This is a genomic window from Halarcobacter ebronensis (assembly GCF_013201825.1).
GTDB classification, from domain to species: domain Bacteria; phylum Campylobacterota; class Campylobacteria; order Campylobacterales; family Arcobacteraceae; genus Halarcobacter; species Halarcobacter ebronensis.
In genome coordinates this window covers 75,310-92,598 of the sequence record NZ_CP053836.1, presented here as the reverse complement: position 1 = coordinate 92,598, position 17,289 = coordinate 75,310, and the positions used below count along the sequence as shown (strand labels likewise).

The following is a 17,289-nucleotide window of genomic DNA, read 5'->3' as shown; positions in this document are numbered from 1 at the left end:
AATTCATAAAACAATATGCAAAAAGTATTCCATAAAATATTTTTTATTTTTAATCCAAAGACAAGTTATAAAAAATTTTTAGCTATTATTCTGCTTTTCAACTAATTCAAAAAATTGAGATAGACTAATCCCTAAAGCTTTTGATATTTTATATAAATGTTCAAGATTAAAATGTTTGTTTTTTGTATTATTTTCAGCATAATTAAAAAAAGCATTACCCCTTTGACCAATTGTTAATGCCAATTCTAATTGGCTCATTTTATTTTCAATTCTTAACGCTTTTACGGTATTAGAAACCTCCTTATAAAATTTTTGTATCTCTTCATCATCAACATTTGATGTAAACATGGTTAATATCCTATAGGTTAAGTTTATAATAATAATAAATCATGTAAAATTTTATTTCAAATATCCATAGGCAAATATCCTATAGACTATTTTGATTCAAAAATCAAGAAAGAATCATATTTCGCTGATTTATTAATCTATCTTAATACTTTAATAAGTTTGTTTGTACATATTTTATGTACTTTTATGTATTTGACATAAGGAGAAAATATATGTTAAATAATTTATCTATGAAAGGGAAACTATTTATATTCCCTATTATGTATCTATTAATTATACTCTTTTCTGGTTTTATCTATTTTTATTATAGTTCCCTATCAGAAAGTAGAAACGAAGCTGCCGTTACCACAAAAGAGTTAAGTCAAGGTTTATTAAAAAGTAGAATCAAAGTTTACCAATTTGTAGAAAGCCCCTCTTCAGAGAAAAAGGAATTAGCACAAAAAAGTTTTACTTCATTAAAAGAGGAAATATTGGCATTTAAAGAGACCTTAACAATGGCTAAAAATAGAGAAATTTGTGATGAGATTGCAGAAAATATTCAAAATTATATAAACTCTCTTGATTCCTTAACTTCAAGAGAAGAAGATAAAATGAAAAAAATGCTTGAATTTATTTCAAAAATTGAAAAAGATATAAATTTTATAAATGAAAGTGCAATCAAACTAAAAGAGGAAGCACTTAGCTCTTTACATTGGGCTTTAATCACAATAGTATTATGTTCAACTATACTTTTTATATTGGTAACCATTGCTATTTCTATTAATATAATAAAAGCGTTAAATAGTTTTAAAGAGGGTCTTTTATCATTTTTTGATTTTCTAAATAGAAAAACAAAATCATCTTCATATCTAAATGAAAAGGGTAAAGATGAGTTTGCCCAAATGGCAAAAATAATAAATCAAAATATACGAGATGCAGAAAAAGAGATAAATGCTGATGGTATCTTAATAGAAAATGTTAAAAATATTGTTAGTGAAGTAAAAAATGGATATCTACATAAGAAAATAGAAAAAAGTACCCATAATGAAAACTTAGAAGAATTGAAAAAGATTTTTAATGAGATGATTGACATTATGGCTTTAAATATTTGCTCAAATATAAATGATATTCAAAATGCTTTAAAAATGTATGCAAATTTAGATTTTAGACATAGAATAGGGGATAATGTAGGTAAAACTTCATCAGGATTAAACCATTTAGCAAATATTATCAATGGGATGTTGGTAGAAAATAAAAAAAATGGATTAATTTTACAAGGAAGTGCAAAAGAGCTTTTAAATAATGTGCACTCTTTAAGTGATTCTTCCCATGAAGCAGCTGCATCATTAGAAGAAACTGCAGCAGCATTGGAACAAATAACTAGTAATATTTCAAATAACACTCAAAATATAATTCAAATGTCAAATTTTGCAAGTCAATTAAAAGAATCTGCTAATTCAGGAGAAAATCTTGCAAACCAAACTACAATTGCTATGGATGAGATAAATGAACAAGTAACTGCAATAAATGAAGCAATCTCTGTAATTGATCAAATTGCATTTCAAACAAATATCCTTTCACTTAATGCTGCTGTTGAAGCTGCAACTGCTGGGGAAGCGGGAAAAGGTTTTGCTGTTGTTGCACAAGAGGTTAGAAATCTGGCTTCAAGAAGCGCCGAAGCTGCTAAAGAGATTAAAGATTTAGTATTAATAGCTACAGAAAAAGCAAATTTAGGTAAAAATATTGCAAATGATATGATCTCTGGTTACCATGTATTAAATGAAAACATAATAAAAACTTCTGAATTAATTAAAAATGTTGAAGAGACTTCAAAAGAACAACTAACAGGGATTGAACAAATTAATGATGCTGTAAATCAATTAGATCAACAAACTCAAGTAAATGCAGGAGTTGCTGCAAAGGCCAAAGAGATAGCTACTGATACTTTAAATATTGCTGATGTGATAGTAAAAAATGCAGATGAAAAAGAATTTGAAGGAAAAGATACAATAGAGATACCTAAAAAAAGAGAAGAAAAGGTTAAAAAATCAACTATTAAAAAGCCTGAAATAGTAGTGGAAGAAGATGGTCAATGGGAAACTTTTTAAAGGGAAGATAGATGAAGATTCAAGAAAAAAGAGTTTTATGTTTTATAAAAGTTGTACCTTCAATGGTAACTATTTTATTTTATATCTCAATTATCTCTTTTTTATTTTATAATCAAAAAGAGTTGTTAACTCTCTATTTTAATAAACTCTCTTTGATTTTTTTAATAATAACTGCTTTAATTTTTTTCTCCTCCCATTTTATTTCAAAAATATTAGAAAATTATTTTATAAACTATAAAAAAGAGTTAAAAAAGGAATTAGAAAAAAATAGAAAAAAAGATTCACTTCTTTTTCAACAATCAAAAATGGCTACAATAGGGGAACTTTTAAGTAATATTTCCCATCAATGGAGACAACCTTTAAGTATAATAACAACTGCAGCAACAGCTATTCAATTACAAAAAGAGCTAAAAGAAACAAATGAGAAACAAGAATTAAAAAATCTTGAAGGGATTGTTACAAGTGCAAAATATCTCTCTCAAACAATTGAGGATTTTAGAAATTTTTATAATCCAAATGTTCCTAAAAAGGAGTTTTTTATTAGTCATGCCCTTGAAAGTTCCCTAAAAATTATAAAAACTCAACTGTATAAATACAATATAACTATTGAAAAAGAGATTGAAGATTTTCCTTTATATGGAGTTGAAAGTGAATTTACACAAGTGCTTTTAAATCTTTTAAATAATGCAAAAGAGGAGTTTAAAAAAAATCCAACTGCAAAAAATATTCTAAAACTAAGAAGTTATAAAGATAAGAAAAACTACTTTATAATTATTTCCGATAATGCAGGGGGGATAAAAACAGAAAATATATCTAAAATCTTTGATCCTTACTTTACAACAAAACATCACTCACAAGGGACAGGAATCGGACTTTATATGTCTCAAAAAATTATTTCTGAACATTTTAAAGGCAATATTAGTGCAAAAAATAGTGAAAATCTAGATTATAAAGGAGCAGTTTTTACCATAAAAATCCCATTGGAATAACTTTTGCATGTAAACTACATATGGATAAATAAAGGCTCAATTATGGTAAATAAAAAACTAATTAGGGATCTATTAAATGAGAGTGCATGTTCTCATAATAAAACAAAAAAATCTTCTTGTGATAAACCAAAACCAGGTGCAACTTCTGGTGGATGCGCCTTTGAAGGTTCACAAATTTCACTTTTTCCTTATGCAGATGTAGTTCATTTAGTGCACTCTCCTGCAACATGTATTGGAGCATCTTGGGAGACAAGACAGACTCTAACCTCTCATAGGGGAGAGAATAATACTGTCACGGGATTTACAACAGATGTAAATACAAATGATGTGATTTTTGGTGGAAACAAAAAATTAGAAGACTCTATTGAATATATAGTTGAACATAAAAATCCTAAAGCAATCTTTGTATATGAAACTTGTGTTACAGCTATGATTGGTGATGATATGGATAATGTGTGTGCAAGAATGGAGAAAAAACATAATATTCCTGTTGTTGTAATACACTCTCCAGGTTTTGTTGGAGGTAAAAATTTAGGTTCTAGACTTGGTGGAGAATCAGTTCTTCATCAACTAATTGGAACAAGGGAACCTGAAGAGATTCATCCATATGGAATAAATCTAATTGGGGAGTATAATGTAACAGGAGATATGTGGCAATATACTCCTATTTTAGAGAAAATTGGTATTAAAATTGTTTCAACTTTGGCTGGAGATGGAAGAGTTGAAGATATTCAAATGGCTCACAGAGCAAAACTAAATGTAATTGTATGTGCAAAATCTTTAGTAACACTTTGCAGAAAAATGCAAGAGAAGTATCAAATTCCATATATCTCTATTTCGTTTTATGGGAAAAGAGATACAAGTAATGCAATTAGAAGTATTGTAAATGCTTTTGGAGACAAAGAGTTACTACAAAGAGCTGAAGAGGTAATTGCCCAAGAGGAAGCAAAACTAGAGAGTGCATTAGAGCCTTATAGAAAAATGCTAGAGGGTAAAAAAGCGATTTTAAATACTGGAGGAAATAAATCTTGGTCAATAGCAAGTGCGTTGCAAGATATTGGTTTGGAAGTAGTTGCAACAAGTGTTAGAAAAGCAACCTTAGAGGATAAAGAGATTGCTTCTAAATATGTGGATATTTTAATGACTAATCCAGGAGTAGAACAAGCAAAACTAATAGATGAGCATAATGTGGATATTCTTCTTGCAGGGGGAAGAAGTCTGTATACAGCCATAAAGAAAAAGGTTGCTTTTGTTGATGTAAACCAAGAAAAGAAAATAAGTTATGGAGCTTATAAAGGACTTGTAAACTTGGCAAAAGATGTTTGTTATGCAGTTAATAACAAAGTATTTAAAGTTGTTGGAACACCTGAACCTTGGGGAGAAGAACTTATTAATTAAAATAATTATAAAAATATATAAAATTACCATATATAATAAATATCGGAATTAGTAATATTTTATCTAACTTTAAGAAAGCTCTAGTTATAGTAAAAAATACTAATTAAAGGATATGCCATGGTAATCTCATCATCTAATAATTTTTTTAATGAAATCTCTTCAAATATACAAAAAAGAAGTTCCACAGATACTATTAATAATTCTTTTAAAGTACATAAAGAATATGATGTAGAGCTTACAGCTTTTACCCAAAAAGTAGAGGGTGATTATTCAACTTATAGTGCAAAAGAGTTAAGTGAACTCTCTTATAATGAAATTAAAGCAAATTATGAAGAGATTAAAGAGATATTAGAAGCTCGAATGGAAGAGGCTAAAGATACTATAAATTCGGAATCTTTTAAAAACTATCAAAAAAGACTTCTTCTTAATGATGATATTGAAGTAAGAGGTGGCTCACAAGATCAACAAGTCCGTTTTGAGGAATCATTTTTATTTTTAAATGAAGATGAGATTACAGAAGATATGCTTGATAAGCAGTATGGTCAAATAACAAGAGAAAACACAGAGATACAAGACCTACTTAATTTCAATGATAAATTTAAAATTGTTAATTATTTTGATAATGATCAGATAAATAGAGCTATATATTCTAAATATGAGGATAATAGCCAGGTCTTTTATGATTATTCTAATCCTGTAGATCTAGATGGTAGTGAAGTTGGCTACAGGGGAGGTACTTCTTATACTATTCAAGGAACAGATCTCAAACAAATTTTACAATCAATTGAAGATGCACTTGAATTTATAGAGAAATATGGTGTTCAAAAATATAAAGATCCTGAAAGTTCAAGATTTTCTGCTGGATTTATTATACAAGGGGATGAGATAACAATTGCTGGAAAAAAATTTAGTATATATGATGTGAAAAAAAATGAAAATGATGATATAAAAAAAGAAGAGATAAAAGAGACTGAATCAACTAACGAAGTTAAAACTGAAAGTGAAGAAGATATTAAACCTGATTACAGTACCTATACCGCTGCTCAATTAAGACAAATAACTTTTGATGAAGCAAAAGAAAATTTAGATGAATTAAAAAAGATTTTAGAAGATAATTTAAAAAATGTATCAAAACTAAATAAAGAAGATACAGATAATTTACTTGCGTTTAAAGCCCAACTTGATAAAGTGGATTATTTAAAAGATGATACTTTAAACGAAGCAATATATAATAAACTTCAAACCATAAGTGATCCTAAAGTGGCAGTTTGGAGTGATTTAGCTATTACTGAAAATATAGAAAATCTTCAAAATGGTAATCTTGATTCTCTTATTATTAATGGGTTATTGATTTATGCGAGTGATCTTCAAACAAAGGAAGATACAGATGAGAAGGAAAATAAAAACGAAAATGCTTCAAATACACAACAACAAAAAGAAACAACACCATTAAATCTTGACTCTATTATAAATATTGTATCAAATGCAGCTAAAAATGCTTCTCAAAACTCTCAAGATACATACAAACAAGAGGTAATTGAAGCTTATTCAAATTTTATTTCCCAATACAGTGAGATTAGAAATTCTTTACTTCATAGTTTTTAATCTTTTTTTGTAAAAGAAGTTATTCCTAAAATTTAGGAATAACTTTACTTTTAAACCATATGTTTCAAATTTATATTAAAACAGTTATAATACTTTTGCACATAAAAGGAGTATTATGACAGATATACATATAAGAAAATATTTTTTTTATTTAGCTTGTATTGTAGTTATTTTAGCTGGACTAAAAGCTGCTAGTGAAATTGTAATAATTTTATTTTTAGCAATTTTTATCTCATCAATTATATCAACAGTAATCTCTTTTTTAGAAGGAAAAAATTTCCCAAAAATCATCTCATATTTAGTCGTACTTGCCATATTTACGCTTATTTCACTAATACTTGCTTATATAGTAAATATCTCATTAAAAGATTTTTTATCAAACCTTCCCCAATATGAAAAACAGTTACAACTTTTAGTTGTAAAAGCTATTGCTTTTGCAGAGAGTTATGGAGTTTCTGTAGAGAAAAAAACAATCCTAGATGCGTTAAACTTTAGCTCATTTTTTGGAATAACAACAAACTTAATAGGAAGTATTGGAACTTTCCTCTCAAAATTTTTACTTATTATTATTGGTATTGCTTTTATTTTAGCAGAGTCAAAATCTTTTGAAAGAAAATTAAAAATTATTTTTGAAAAAGACAAAGAGAGTTTAAGAAATTTACACCTTTTTTCATTTAATATCAAAAAATATTTTTTAGTTAAAACCTCAACAAGCTTTTTTACTGGCTTTTTTATTGCCATAACACTTATTTTCTTTGGTATTGATTACCCAATTTTATGGGGAGTTATTGCTATGCTTTTTAACTTTGTGCCTGTTGTTGGTTCAATTATTGCAGCTATACCTGCTGTATTATTATCCCTTGTAAGTGCAGATTTAAATACAACAATCATTTTAATAGTTCTTTATGTTTTTATAAATATCACAATAAGCAATATAGTAGAACCGAAATTTATGGGAAAAGAGTTAGGATTATCGCCTCTTGTTATATTCTTCTCTCTTATTCTTTGGGGATGGATTTTAGGAATTGTGGGAATGTTTTTGGCAGTTCCAATCACTATGACACTAAAAATTGCTTTTGATTCAAACCACTCAACAAAATGGATCTCATTGCTTATGTCAAATGTTAAGGCCAAATAGATTTAATTATTCTGCTTTAGCCAATAATGCTTTCATTAAGTCAGCTTGATTTTGTAGATCAACACTCATTTTTTTTAGCCAATCTTCTATTACTTCTTGTTTGTATGCCAACTCTTTCTCTTTGTAAGATGCAAATTCTGCCTCTTCATCCCAGTTTCCATCCTCATCTAAAAATGGATGTTGGAAATAACCTGTAACTGGGATTTGTATAGGTTTTGGATTTTTAGGGTCAGAGAAATCAAGTCCATCAAAATACATAGTTTCAGGAGCACGATAAATAGCTTCAGAACTTATCTCTTTAAGTTTTTCACTAAAACCATCCAATTCAGAGTCTTCTTGAACATTTAAATCAATATGTTCTTGATTCTGATTAACTGTTGAAAAGAAACCAATATTAAACTGATCTGCTATTTCATTAATTGACATAAGAACCCCTTAATAATTACTGCAAAAATTATAACTTGTTTAAGTTTAAATTAATTTTAATCAAACGCTTAATATTGCCTTCATAATATTTGCATTATTTTGAATATTTGAACTTCTTTGTGTTTCCAAACCTTCAAAAATTTTGCTATTAGCTTCTGCATTTACATCATCTACTTCTTTGGAAACTTCTAAAAAATCACTTATATTAAATGGACTATTTAAAGATAATGTTGCTGTTAGATACTCTGTATTTACATCTGATAAAAGATTTTCAAACTCATTTGAAGATGGTTTAATCCCACTGTTTTGAACTGTTTGCGTACTACTTAACTCTTCAAGGGGTTGTAAAGAGTTAGTTGATATTGAATCCATATTTCGCCTTCTTTTTTATCAATTTTTAATTTTACTCCTATTTTTCTTAAATAAAAATAATCAAAGAAACAGGCTATTTTGAATAATATTACAAAATAAATAAGATATATTCAATGTAAAGTTTCTATTTTAGGAACACTTTTTGCATAAAAGAAAAGAAAAAAGAGGAATTAGCATGGAAGCGATTAGTTCGAAACCCTTACAACTAAATCCAATTAAACTATCTCAACCAATGGGTGCAATGCTATGTTTTTTAGGTATTAAAAACTGTATGCCTCTTATGCACGGAGCACAAGGGTGTGCCTCTTTTACAAAAGTATTTTTTACTAGACATTTTAATGATCCAATAGCCGTTCAAACAACAGCTGTAAATGATATAACTGCTGTAATTGACGGAGGAGATTATGCAATCTCAGAATCAATAAAAAATATTACTCAAAAAGTAAAACCTGATTTAGTTGGTCTTTTTACAACGGGACTTACTGAAACAAAAGGTGATGATATAAAAGGTGCCTCTTTATTGCTACAAGAACAACAAACTATCTGTTATGTAAATACTCCAGATTTTGAAGGTTCAATAGAGAGCGGTTTTGCAAAATCAATTGAAGCTATTATTGATCAATTAGTTGAGATAAAAACCACGATTAATCCACAAAAAGCAGTTATAATCCCAAACGTTAATCTTAAGCCTATTGAGGTTGAAAAGATAAAAGATACAATTTCACTTTTTGGTTATGAAGTTTTGGCTCTTCCTGATTTAAGTGACTCTTTAGATGGACATTTAGGGCTTAAACAAGGAGCTTTAAGTTCTGGTGGTATCTCTTTAGATGAGATAAAAGAGTTAGCTGATTCATCTTTGGTTATATCTATTGGAAGTAGCGTAAAAAAAGCTGGAACAAAACTAAAAGAGAAGAATGAAAACATAAACCTTCTTCATTTTGATTCTTTGGGTGGTTTGGAAAATAGTGATAGATTTTTTAAAATTCTTTGCCAAATAAAAGGAGTTACCACTCCTCATCCAAGTATTGTTAGATGGAGAAAAAGACTTCAAGATGCTCTTTTAGATACCCATTTTGCCATAGGAAGTTCTTCTGTTGTATTAGCTTTGGAGCCTGATCAATGTCTTAGTATTGCAAATACAATTATTGAGGCAGGTGCAAATATCAAAGCAATAATAACTACCCATAGAAATGATCTTCTAGATGAAATAGAGTGTGAGAATCTTTTAATTGGAGACTTTGAAGATGTGGAAAAATATCTTCAAGATAGTGAACTTTTGATTACCAGCTTCCATGGAGAGAGATATACAATGAAATATAAAAAAGCCTTAATGTTAAGAGGTTTTCCAGATTATGAAGGTGTTGGGAATCAACTAAAAAATGATATTTTATACGAAGGAAGTGCATATTTGCTTTTTGAAATGGCAAATATAATCAACACACACAGACATGAGGTAAATTATGATGAGCATTAATCTACAAAGACCAATAGTTCCTGCAATTACTCTACAGATGATAGATGGAAAGACTAGACTTCTTGGGATTCCAAAACAGAAAGTTCAAGTTGTTATAACTCTTCCAAATATTGAAGATTTTAATGAACAACTAAGTGATGCAATTGAATTTTTTAAAGATAGAGCCGATGCTTTTATTATCACTTCAAGTTGTATTGATTCTTGTAAAAAAGTTGTTGAAAAATTTGATTTAAAAAATAATCTAATTACTATGGAGTATAAAGAGTTTTCCAAAATATTTAAAATGTTAGATGAAAATAACAACTTAAAAAAATCTCTAATGATTATAGATACAAACTGTCAAATAACCCACAAAGATATTCTATAAAATTGAACTAATGCAAAGATAGATGGTACTTAACTATCTATCTTTTCTTTTATTAAAGGAACGCTTATTGCATAAATTTGGCAAATAGATGCAAATTACCAAATCACACATTAAAGGTACTTTATAAAATGGAAGTTACATACAAAGATGAAATTTACACTCTAGGACAAAAAGAGAGAAAAGTTGAAACAGAAGCACCAGCTGTTAGAGTTGAGATGTTAAATAATGAAACAAAAGTTATTGGAATGATGGCTCCTAAAATTCAAGTGCTTATTACTCTTCCTTGTATAAAAGCTTACAACAATGCTCTTCACAATATACTTCAAAAGTATTCATCTAAATTGGTAACTTATATTATCACAAAAAGTGCTAATGAAAATATTGAAAAAATAAAAGCTGATTATTCGCTTGATGAGGGATTTATCTCAAATAATTTCAAAGATTTTTCCCTAAAGTTTGGAGTAAATATAAACGATAATCTTCTTGCAAAATCAATCTTTGTTGTGGATAAAGAGGGGATTATAAAATATATTCAAATCCCTTCAAATATTGAGACAAGTTTTGATTTAGAGGAGTTTAAAACAAAACTTGATGAAGTGGCTAATTTTAGACAAAAGGGTCATACCCATGAAAATTGGATGGGAGCATAAAATGTCATTTTCAGACAATCTAAAAGAGTGGCTAAGAAATAACGAGTATGATATAAATGACCTGAATAAACAGGGCAAACATGGGAATTCTGCTGTTATGAAAGCTGCTAGGGAGGGCAATATTGAGATTGTCAAAGCATTAATTGGAAATGGTGTTAATCTTGATCTCAAAAATGTTGATGGAAACAGTGCTTTATGGAATGCTTGTTTTGCCTCATCGTATGACTGTTTTTATGCACTAATTGATGCACAAATTGATGTAAACTCAAAGAATGATAACGCAGTTACAGCTTTAATGTATTGCGCAAGTGCAGGGAAAGAAGATTTTGTAAAACTACTTTTGGAAAATGGTGCTGATGTTTCTTTAGAAAATCTTGATGGTTTTAAGGCAATTGACCTTGCTGTAACTCCAAAAATATATAAGATGCTTAAAAGTGCAACAGTTCCAACAAAAAACTGATATAACAATAAAAAACTCTTTTTTACAAACTCAATTTATAGATTGGAGAACACAGCCAAAAAGTTTTAAAACCTATCCAAAATTTTTTAGAAGATACCATCTTGATGAATTTGAAGAGCTTAAATTTATAAAAGATTTTGGGAAAATTACTGATAAAAAAGTCTATGGAAATGAAGAAGTTGTTTTAAGAGTAACTCCAAGTGCAGGAGGACTTTATCCTTGCGAAATCTATATTCAAATAAGAGGTATAAAAAATCTTTTAAGTGGAGTATATCACTATGAACCTCTTAATGATTCTTTGACTCTTATTCATGAACTAAGCAATGATGGTCTTGAATACTACTTTGAAACAGACTCAAAAAAGTTTATTTTTTTAATAAGCAATGTCTACTTTAGAACCTCTTGGAAATATGAAAATAGAGCAATTAGATATCTACTTTTAGATACTGGTCACCAATTAGGAGCAATTTGTAGTGCTTTAAAAAAAGAAGCTATTCCTTTTGATTTCTCATTTAATTTTAATAAAAAGAGACTAAATGAGGCTTTTGGTTTTGAGGAACAAGAGTTTTTTCAAGGGGCAATTTTAGTAGATAATGGAAAAGATACAAAATATCAAAATTTAAGAGAGAGATTAGTTACAGTATCTTCTACAGACTATTTTATAAAAAATCCTTTTTTAGAGGAGTTTTCAAAACTACTTGAAAATCTAATCTTTGATGAGATTAAACCTCTTCATCTTTTGGATGATATGGATAAAAAGTGTATTCAAAGAAGTATTGATAAAAGAAGATCAATAAGAGCCTTTGAAAAAAAACCTATTACCAAAGAGGAGTTTGACTTTTTAACAAAAGATATTTTTGAACGTTCAAAAAGTTTAGGTATTGAAGTTTTTTTTATTAACAACAATGTCAAAAATCTAGAACTTGGAGTTTACAAAAATGTAAACTTGATTTCTAAAGGCGATTTCAAGGGGCTTTCAACAAGGCTTGCCTTTAATCAAAAGCTTGGAGAGAGCAGTTGTTTTACTCTAATATTCACATCAAAAAAAGAGTCAAACCTTTTTCAAGACTATATAATAAGTGGTTTTTTAGCTCATATTATAAATTTACGCGCTACTTCTTTAGATATAGGTTGCAGTGGAATTGGTGCTTTTTTTGATGATGAGTGTCAAAGAAATCTAAAAACAACAAATAATATTTTGTATCTACAAGCAGTGGGAAGATAAGATGAGTAAAGAGACCTACGTAAACTTATTTAAAAAATATGAACTTTATAGAAGTGATATCTATATGTTAACCCAAACAAAAACTGCTGAAATCTTCTTTCTTTTTGAAGAGGTTTGTTATGAACTAATCCAAGACAAAGCTATAAATAGACAAATTCCTCCTGAGTTTATAAGTACAGCAAAAAGTTTTATGGAGCAAAATACTTTTATAAATGTCTACTTTGCGCTAATTGATAATAGAGCCTTTTTTTTAAGTGACCTAATAGACTTCTTAGCCCTAATAAAGAGCGCTAAACCCAACTGATTTTCTTCTCATTTTTCTGTGGAACACTTTTTGCAAGTATCTAGATAAATTTATTTAGGACATTACCATGAGTAGTATAAAAATTACTTCAAACAATTCAAACGAAGGTATGATCACAGTAGCTTTTGCTACAAAAGATTTGGAGAATATTGATTCACACTTTGGGAGTGCGAAACAGTTTGCTGTTTATGAAATTAGCAAAAATAGTATAAATATGAGTGAAATAAAAAAAGTTTTAGAGAAAGACACAGATAAAACTGTAGCTATGCTAAAAGGTGTAGATATTGTTTATTTCACAGAAGTTGGTGCTATTGCAGCAGCAAAACTAATTAATAGTGGAATTTTCACTATCAAATACAAAGAAGAGGTTAGCATTGAAGAAGAGACAAAAAAACTTCAAAACATGCTAAATTCAAATCCACCTCCATTTATTAAAAAAATAATTGAAAAAAAGGCTATGTAATGGAGACTAAAGAACTATTTAAAAAGACTCTAATTGGTCAAATAAGAGCCCTTGATCAATTTGGAACTTGGGTTAATAAATCTGATGAAGATTTACTTGTAGAGAAATATGTAAAAACAAAAGAAGAGATGAGAAACATCCCTATTATTGCAGATATTGATGAGATGCAAACTCAAGATATTAGACTTGTTTATCAAGCTGTAGCACTGGCTTTTGAAAAGATGACAGGGATTATGTGTTCAGTGGTTATGGAGATGAGCCACGAAGGTTTTGGTAGAGTTGTTGTTTTTGCAGATGATATTGTGTTGTGTGATAAAGGCTTTAAAGATGCACATAGATACTCTTTTAGAACACTAGAAAATCTAGAAGAAGAGGGTGAAAAGCTTCTTATGAAAGCAAACGAAAGATATAAAAAATATAAAAGCTAAAAATATTTAAGGAGAAGAAAAAATGGCTAAAGTTGGAATTTTTTGTGGAACAGCTGGTGGTACTTCAATGAAAGTTGCAAAAGCGTTAGTAAAAGAGTTTGATATTGATGAAGATGATGTAATTAATATGGAAGAAGACTTTGATGATATTGAGCAATTTGAAGACTTTGATATTCTATTTATTGGAAGTTCAACTTGGGGACAAGGAGATGTTCACTTCTCTTGGGTTGATGTTTTATTAGAGTTAGAAGATGAAAAACCAGATTTTTCAGGAAAAACTGTTGCTTTCTTTGGAGCAGGTGATAGTGTAAAACATGGTGAACACTTTTGTTCTGCATTAGGAAAACTTTGTGATACATTTTCAGATTTAGGAGCAAATGTAGTTGGTTTTGTAGATAAAGAGGGTTACTCTTATGAACATTCATTAGCTGAAAAGGATGGAAAACTTTGCGGATTAGCTATTGATGAGCATAATGAAAAAGGTAAAACAAAAGAGAGAATTAATAACTGGATAGAGAGTTTAAGAACTCAAATACCAGCGTAAATACTACTTTTAAGAATTTTAACAAATCCTAAAAAAGCAGTTATAGATTATAAAGGATATATTATGGCAACTGTAGAAGAGTTTTACAAGTTAACAGATACTGAGGATTATTTCAAATTTTTTAATATCGAGTTTGACCAAGCACTAATTAATGTAAAAAGATTTCATATGATGAAAGAGTATGGAACATTAATAAGAAAAGGTATTGGGAATATAGCTGAAGAGAGTAAACTTTTAGATTTTCTAAAGTTTTCACTTTTAAGGGTTTATGGAGATTATAAAAATGGTCATGCACCAAGTGCAGCTGATGTTTGGAATATGTACGAAACTGGAAAACTAAATGGCTGCTCTTCTTGTGGAACAAGTGGAACTTCGCAAGGAGGATCTTGTGGCTGCTAAAAATGGAATTGACCATGAAAACATTGTAAATCCTGATACTTTTTTACATGATAGTGTAACGGCTGAAAGATCAGGAAAAGATGAAGAAGAACCAAAATTTGGAATTGGACAAAAAGTTAAACTTATCAAAGATATTGTAAATGATGGAACCTACCCCCACGCTCCTATAGGTACTCTTATGATGCCTAAAGAGGCAATTGGTTATGTAAAATCTATAGGAGAGTTTCTTCAAGTAATCAGAGTATATGAAGTTCATTTTTTAGGTGTAAAGGAAGCACCTGTTGAGGTTGTTGGCTGTAGGGAAAATGAACTTGAAGCGATGGAAGATTATAGAAATGAAGTGGAAGAAGAGCTTGAATATATGAGAAAACATAGGGAAAAGCATTACAAAAAAGATTAAGTACTTTTTCCGTACCAAGTCAAATGAAAGAGTTTAAAGAACTTTTTCGTATGGCTTGGTATAGAACCAATCTAAAGAAAGGAGAAGATATATGGCAAAAGTTATTTTTATGCATTTTGATACTGAGACTGACGGTGTTTATGATGCGAAAATTGGTGAACCAATCGTAAGATTAGCAAAAGAGAAAGGTGTTCCAGTACCTGCTGATAAAGATTTTTCTAAATGTTTAATCAGTGTTGAAAACCTTGCGGATGAAGAGCCAACAAGCTATATGGAAGATGAAGAGTTAGATCTTCTTGTTCAATATAAAGCGATTACTGCTGAAGAGGCTGAGCAGTGTCAACAATTTACAATTAGCCCAAAAGTTAGAATAGCACCAATGATGTTAGTTAAAGGTGATATTTTAGTTAAACCATTCAAAAAAAAATAATAAGGAAATAAAATGACAACTAGAGTAGAGATTATTAATGATTTCTTAGCAATTAATGTAAAACCAGGAAGTACAATTCAAGATGTAGTTGAGGCTTCAGGTTCAGCTTTACCATTTGGATGCAGAGATGGTGAGTGTGGTACTTGTGTAGTTGAGGTTGAGCAAGGTATGGAATTTCTATCACCAATTAACGAAAAAGAGATCAAAGTAATAAAAGAGTCATGTGCTGGTACTTGTACAGATAACACTAGACTTTCTTGTCAAATGAAAATCGTTAAACCAAACGGTGTAGTTAGAATCAAATACTAAAAAATATACATAATATTAGTCCAAATTCTTTATGAATTTGGGCATAATGACAGTATGGCACCTACATTATCACCTTCGGTTGCTCAAAAGCAAAATCTTAACTTATCTTTGAAGATGTGGCTTCCAATGCTACAAACTTCACTTCAAGACCTAGAGAAACATCTAAAAAATGTCTCTTATGAAAACCCTTTTTTAGAGATTAAAAAACCAAAAGAGTTTTATAATAATTTTATGCCACAAGGTACAAGTGGAGAGTTTATTGAATCTTTAGCTTTATATGATGAGTCTTTATATGATAAATTAAGTGAACAAATTTGCGCACCAAATTTCCCAACTCCAAACTCACAAAAAGTGGCTTTAGAGATACTTTGTGATATAAATGAAGAGGGTTATTTTGATGGAGATATAGAGAAAATTGCCATTACTTGCAATGTATATAAAGAGTATGTTGAATCCATCAGACAAAGATTCTCAAGATTGGAGCCAGCTGGAGTTGGTGCAATTGATTTATCAGAATCATTTCTTTTTCAACTAGATGCTTGTGATAAAAAAATTGATGATGAACTCTATAACTTTATAAAAAAGATTATAAAAGATATAGCTCACTTGGATAAATATGCAGCTCACCATAGATTTGAGGATGCTAAAAGTATAATCAAATATTTCAACAATCCTCCAGCAATTGATTTTATAAATACAAATATACAAATTATCCCTGATTTTTATGTGGATATTGGGGAAGATATAAATGTGAGAATCAATCATGCCTATTATCCAGATATAGAGGTAAAAGATCCTTTTTCTTCAAAAAATGAGACCATAAAAGAGAAACTAAAAGAAGCAAGAGATTTGGTAAATTTGCTTAATTTAAGAAAATCTACCCTTTATAAAATAGTTCTTTTAATAGTAGAAAAACAAATAGGATTTTTTGTTGGAGGGGAATTAAGACCTTACTCTATGCAAGAGTTGGCAAAAGAGTTAGGCTTTGCAGAATCAACAATTAGTAGAGCCGTTGCTAATAAATATATTGAGTGTACTTTAGGTGTATTTCCTTTAAAACACTTCTTTACAAATGCAGTAAATGACAAAGATTTAAGCTCATCACAAATAAAAAGTTATATAAAATCTTTGGTTGATTATGAGAATAAAGAGAACCCACTAACAGATCAAGATATTCTAGATATGATATTTGAAAAATTTGATTTACAAATGGTTAGAAGAACTATCACAAAATATAGAAAAATGCTTGATATCCCTTCATCAAAAGAGAGAAAAAAACTCTACAAAGTAGAAAATCTATAAGCAAAGAGTTTTAAGCGAAACCGCTAGGTTGAGAAACAAACTCTACAAAGTAGAAAATCTATAAGCAAAGAGTTTTAAGCGAAACTTGCGAAGCAATGTTAAGAAACAAACTCTACAAAGTAGAAAGTTTATAACTGTACCATGTTAATTAAACAAACCAAAATATAATTT

General features: G+C 29.3%; 22 protein-coding genes. 19 read left to right on the top strand and 3 right to left on the bottom strand.

Translation table 11 applies throughout. The features are described from left to right. Positions 1–78 precede the first annotated feature (78 nt). On the bottom strand, positions 79–348 hold the full coding sequence (locus AEBR_RS00490) for a helix-turn-helix domain-containing protein (RefSeq protein WP_128980478.1): 270 nt from the start codon (positions 346–348) through the stop codon (positions 79–81). A 212-nt stretch (positions 349–560) separates the two neighbouring features. Between AEBR_RS00490 and AEBR_RS00485 the strand changes: the two genes are divergently transcribed. The 5 genes from AEBR_RS00485 to AEBR_RS00465 all read left to right on the top strand — a co-directional run bounded on the left by AEBR_RS00485 (position 561) and on the right by AEBR_RS00465 (position 7,565). Further along, positions 561–2,435: a methyl-accepting chemotaxis protein gene (locus tag AEBR_RS00485; protein ID WP_129085988.1), complete on the top strand. Its 1,875-nt coding sequence runs from the start codon at positions 561–563 to the stop codon at positions 2,433–2,435. Between the two features lie 11 nt (positions 2,436–2,446). Continuing rightward, positions 2,447–3,424, top strand: a complete 978-nt coding sequence (locus tag AEBR_RS00480) for a sensor histidine kinase (protein WP_129085987.1) — start codon at positions 2,447–2,449, stop codon at positions 3,422–3,424. Positions 3,425–3,466: 42 nt separating this feature from the next. Further along, on the top strand, positions 3,467–4,822 hold the full coding sequence (gene nifE, locus AEBR_RS00475; protein ID WP_129085986.1) for a nitrogenase iron-molybdenum cofactor biosynthesis protein NifE: 1,356 nt from the start codon (positions 3,467–3,469) through the stop codon (positions 4,820–4,822). 117 nt (positions 4,823–4,939) lie between these two features. Continuing rightward, a complete protein-coding gene (locus AEBR_RS00470) occupies positions 4,940–6,427 on the top strand; it encodes a hypothetical protein (RefSeq protein ID WP_129085985.1) in 1,488 nt (495 codons plus the stop codon). A 115-nt stretch (positions 6,428–6,542) separates the two neighbouring features. Beyond that, complete coding sequence (locus tag AEBR_RS00465; protein WP_128980468.1) at positions 6,543–7,565, top strand: AI-2E family transporter; 1,023 nt, start codon at positions 6,543–6,545, stop codon at positions 7,563–7,565. A 6-nt stretch (positions 7,566–7,571) separates the two neighbouring features. On the opposite strand, the gene AEBR_RS00460 is transcribed toward AEBR_RS00465, so the two are convergent. Both AEBR_RS00460 and AEBR_RS00455 read right to left on the bottom strand, forming a co-directional pair. Continuing rightward, on the bottom strand, positions 7,572–7,991 hold the full coding sequence (locus tag AEBR_RS00460) for a hypothetical protein (RefSeq protein ID WP_129085984.1): 420 nt from the start codon (positions 7,989–7,991) through the stop codon (positions 7,572–7,574). Positions 7,992–8,051: 60 nt separating this feature from the next. Further along, positions 8,052–8,363, bottom strand: a complete 312-nt coding sequence (locus AEBR_RS00455; RefSeq protein ID WP_129085983.1) for a hypothetical protein — start codon at positions 8,361–8,363, stop codon at positions 8,052–8,054. Between the two features lie 175 nt (positions 8,364–8,538). On the opposite strand from AEBR_RS00455, the gene nifN reads away from it, so the two are divergent. The 14 genes from nifN to AEBR_RS00385 all read left to right on the top strand — a co-directional run bounded on the left by nifN (position 8,539) and on the right by AEBR_RS00385 (position 17,118). Then, complete coding sequence (gene nifN, locus AEBR_RS00450) at positions 8,539–9,837, top strand: nitrogenase iron-molybdenum cofactor biosynthesis protein NifN (protein WP_129085982.1); 1,299 nt, start codon at positions 8,539–8,541, stop codon at positions 9,835–9,837. Further along, entirely contained in the window at positions 9,827–10,204 is a 378-nt protein-coding gene (locus AEBR_RS00445) for a hypothetical protein (protein ID WP_129085981.1), read from the top strand. Before nifN ends, AEBR_RS00445 begins: the two co-directional genes overlap by 11 nt. 128 nt (positions 10,205–10,332) lie before the next feature. Then, complete coding sequence (locus AEBR_RS00440) at positions 10,333–10,854, top strand: thioredoxin domain-containing protein (protein ID WP_129085980.1); 522 nt, start codon at positions 10,333–10,335, stop codon at positions 10,852–10,854. Next, a complete protein-coding gene (locus tag AEBR_RS00435) occupies positions 10,832–11,314 on the top strand; it encodes an ankyrin repeat domain-containing protein (RefSeq protein ID WP_228712118.1) in 483 nt (160 codons plus the stop codon). The genes AEBR_RS00440 and AEBR_RS00435 overlap by 23 nt, the downstream gene beginning before the upstream one ends. After that, complete coding sequence (locus AEBR_RS00430) at positions 11,289–12,539, top strand: nitroreductase family protein (protein ID WP_129085979.1); 1,251 nt, start codon at positions 11,289–11,291, stop codon at positions 12,537–12,539. Before AEBR_RS00435 ends, AEBR_RS00430 begins: the two co-directional genes overlap by 26 nt. Before the next feature lies 1 nt (position 12,540). Next, positions 12,541–12,843, top strand: a complete 303-nt coding sequence (locus AEBR_RS00425; protein ID WP_129085978.1) for a hypothetical protein — start codon at positions 12,541–12,543, stop codon at positions 12,841–12,843. Between the two features lie 67 nt (positions 12,844–12,910). Continuing rightward, positions 12,911–13,306: a NifB/NifX family molybdenum-iron cluster-binding protein gene (locus tag AEBR_RS00420; protein WP_129085977.1), complete on the top strand. Its 396-nt coding sequence runs from the start codon at positions 12,911–12,913 to the stop codon at positions 13,304–13,306. Beyond that, positions 13,306–13,734, top strand: coding sequence for a NifX-associated nitrogen fixation protein (locus tag AEBR_RS00415; protein WP_129085976.1), 429 nt, complete (start codon positions 13,306–13,308; stop codon positions 13,732–13,734). The genes AEBR_RS00420 and AEBR_RS00415 overlap by 1 nt, the downstream gene beginning before the upstream one ends. Before the next feature lie 22 nt (positions 13,735–13,756). Beyond that, the gene (locus tag AEBR_RS00410; protein WP_129085975.1) at positions 13,757–14,278 is read left to right on the top strand and encodes a flavodoxin; all 522 of its coding nucleotides are present in this window, start codon (positions 13,757–13,759) and stop codon (positions 14,276–14,278) included. Between the two features lie 63 nt (positions 14,279–14,341). Next, entirely contained in the window at positions 14,342–14,677 is a 336-nt protein-coding gene (locus AEBR_RS00405; RefSeq protein ID WP_129085974.1) for a nitrogenase-stabilizing/protective protein NifW, read from the top strand. Continuing rightward, positions 14,667–15,077 (top strand): nitrogen fixation protein NifZ, encoded by a 411-nt coding sequence (locus AEBR_RS00400; RefSeq protein WP_228712117.1) that lies wholly within the window; start codon positions 14,667–14,669, stop codon positions 15,075–15,077. Before AEBR_RS00405 ends, AEBR_RS00400 begins: the two co-directional genes overlap by 11 nt. 91 nt (positions 15,078–15,168) lie before the next feature. Next, on the top strand, positions 15,169–15,507 hold the full coding sequence (locus tag AEBR_RS00395) for a hypothetical protein (protein WP_129085972.1): 339 nt from the start codon (positions 15,169–15,171) through the stop codon (positions 15,505–15,507). A 12-nt stretch (positions 15,508–15,519) separates the two neighbouring features. After that, a complete protein-coding gene (locus AEBR_RS00390) occupies positions 15,520–15,816 on the top strand; it encodes a 2Fe-2S iron-sulfur cluster-binding protein (protein WP_128980439.1) in 297 nt (98 codons plus the stop codon). Positions 15,817–15,870: 54 nt separating this feature from the next. Continuing rightward, the gene (locus tag AEBR_RS00385) at positions 15,871–17,118 is read left to right on the top strand and encodes an RNA polymerase factor sigma-54 (RefSeq protein WP_129085971.1); all 1,248 of its coding nucleotides are present in this window, start codon (positions 15,871–15,873) and stop codon (positions 17,116–17,118) included. The last annotated feature ends 171 nt before the right edge of the window (positions 17,119–17,289 follow it).